The sequence below is a fragment of the Nocardia farcinica genome, assembly GCF_029867845.1.
GTDB classification, from domain to species: domain Bacteria; phylum Actinomycetota; class Actinomycetes; order Mycobacteriales; family Mycobacteriaceae; genus Nocardia; species Nocardia farcinica_A.
Window position 1 is genome coordinate 1 of sequence record NZ_JARWRU010000503.1, and the last position, 2,128, is coordinate 2,128.

2 protein-coding genes are annotated in these 2,128 nt (G+C 71.3%); one reads left to right on the forward strand and one right to left on the reverse strand.

Going from position 1 to position 2,128, the window contains the following annotated elements; translation table 11 throughout:
* Positions 1 to 585: 585 nt before the first annotated feature.
* On the forward strand, positions 586 to 960 hold the full coding sequence (locus QH283_RS11010; protein WP_280502918.1) for a hypothetical protein: 375 nt from the start codon (positions 586 to 588) through the stop codon (positions 958 to 960).
* Positions 961 to 1,049: 89 nt separating this feature from the next.
* Here QH283_RS11010 and QH283_RS11015 read toward each other — a convergent pair.
* The coding region (locus tag QH283_RS11015) for an RNA polymerase sigma factor (RefSeq protein WP_280502919.1) at positions 1,050 to 2,128 on the reverse strand (1,079 nt) is incomplete at its 5' end.

Here is a 2,128-nt window from a genome sequence, read left to right on the forward strand (position 1 = left end):
CCCATTCCGACTCGTACTGGTCCCGGACCTCGGCGACCATCCGCACGGCCCGCTCACGCAACTCCGGCGGGTACTTCCTCGAACTCACAGACTTCATCCTTCCTCAAGAAGTGAAGTCTCCCGACCCGCCGGGGCGATTCAGACATAGGTTACTGCAGCAGATTTCATCCATATTCGCTCAACACAGGGTGCCAGACTAGGGCGTGTCTGACAAATATGTGAATCGTTGCGTGCGAGGTGTTCGAGTGACGCGGTTTCAGTTGTTGTCGGACGAGCAACAGGGTCCTGCAGCGAGTGCTCTCTGTCGCCGACGCGACCGGGGATTGACTGGCTGTATCGGTAGATTCGACCGTCGCGCGTGTCCGCCTCGGCGCCCTCCCGGCCGCTACACGGGCAACCACGGGAGACGAGGCCCGCGTGCAGGTCTCCGAGCACCGGGCGACCGCCGATAACGACCGGGTGAAGCAAGACCAACGGAGGTAGCTATCTGATTGCGGACCGGTTCGACCGGTGAGCTCCGGCGTTAGCCTTGGTTCCCGGGAGACAGGAACATCCAAAGCTGACAACTCAGATCAGGAGGCAGCTATGCGCTGTCGTCACCTCGGATTCACCACGGCTTCGGCATGCGCGGCCCTGCTGATCCTCCCCGGCGCGGGCGCGCTCGCCGCACCGGCCCCCGCCGCCGATGCGGGACTCGTCCACCAGGCGCGCCAGGTGCCGCCCCCACCCGACACCGGCCCGTACGTCGTGCGCTGCCTCGACAACGGCCTGGCAATGTGGAGCGACGGTTCCACCGGCTGGTCCGAATGGTGTGCCAGCGGCACCGGCAGCCCGCACGGGCCGGACGGGTTCGGGCCGATGGGGCCGGTGGACCCGGCGCTGCCGGGTCAGCCGGGCGGTCCGGTCGCGCCCGGCGGCCCGATGATGCCGGGCGGGCCGATGATGCCCGGCATGCCCTGACACGGTCGGCTCTCGCACGCCCCGCAGCCGCGGCCGGATCGCGAGCCGGCTCGTGGTCGTGACCGCCTGCCTGCCCCGCACCGCCCACGTCAGCGCCTGAGCGCATCCCTGGCTTCGGCCAGGAACCCGCGCTCCGCGGCGCCGTGCGAGAGGTCGATCGCGCGCGTGTAGGCCGCGTGCGCCTCTTCGTTCCTGCCGAGCGCCGCGCACAGATGCGCCCGCGTCGCCCAGGCAGGCTGGAACGCCTGCTCGCCCACCTCCAGGTCCAGTACGGCCAGCCCCGCGGCGGGCCCGTCCACGCGGGCGACGGCGGCGGCGAGCGAGGTGGCGCTGCCGAGGGTGGGGGCCAGCCGGTGCAGGGCGCGATGGATGTCCAGCAGGACCGCCGGGTCGGCGTCCGCCCCTTCGGCCGCCTGGATGGCCGCTTCCAACTGATACCGGCCGAGCGTCGCGAACAAGTGCGCACGGCGCAGGTGCTCGTGTCCGCGCGCGATCAGCTCGGCGTCCCACACTGCTCGGTCCTGCTGTTCCAGCGGCACATAGCGCCCCTCGGCGTCGCGCCGGGCCGGCGCGCGAGCCGTGCACAGCTCGATCAGCGCCGCCAGCCCGTGCGCTTCAGGATCGTCGGGCAGCACCTCGGTGAGCACCTCCGCCAGATACAGCGCCTCGCCGGCGAGGGATTCGCGCGGTTCACGGCCGGTGGTGTGCCAGTCGATGGCGAAGGCGCCGTAGACGGCCTCCAGCACGGCGTCGATGCGGGCCGGGAGCTCCGCCCGGTCGGGCACGCGAAACGGAATGCGCGCCTGCCGAATCCGCTTCTTCGCCCTGGTCAGCCGGGCGGCCATGGTGGACTTGGGCACAGCGAAGGCACCGGCGATCTGTTCGGCCGTGCAGCCGAGCAGAGTGTTGAGCATGAGCGGGGTGCGCGCGGCGGGGTCGACGGCCGGGTGCGCGCACACGAACATCAACTCGAGTCTGCGGTCCTCCAGCGTGCCCGGCTCGATCCGGTCGAGCAGGCCGGGATCGTGGTGCTGCGGGTCGAGCGCGACGGTGCGCCGCGCGGCCGCGCCGGTCACGACATCGCGCACCCGGTTACGGGCCACCGTCGACAGCCACGCGTCCGGGTCGGCGGGGACCCCGCCCCCCCGCCAGGTGCGCCGCGCCCCCG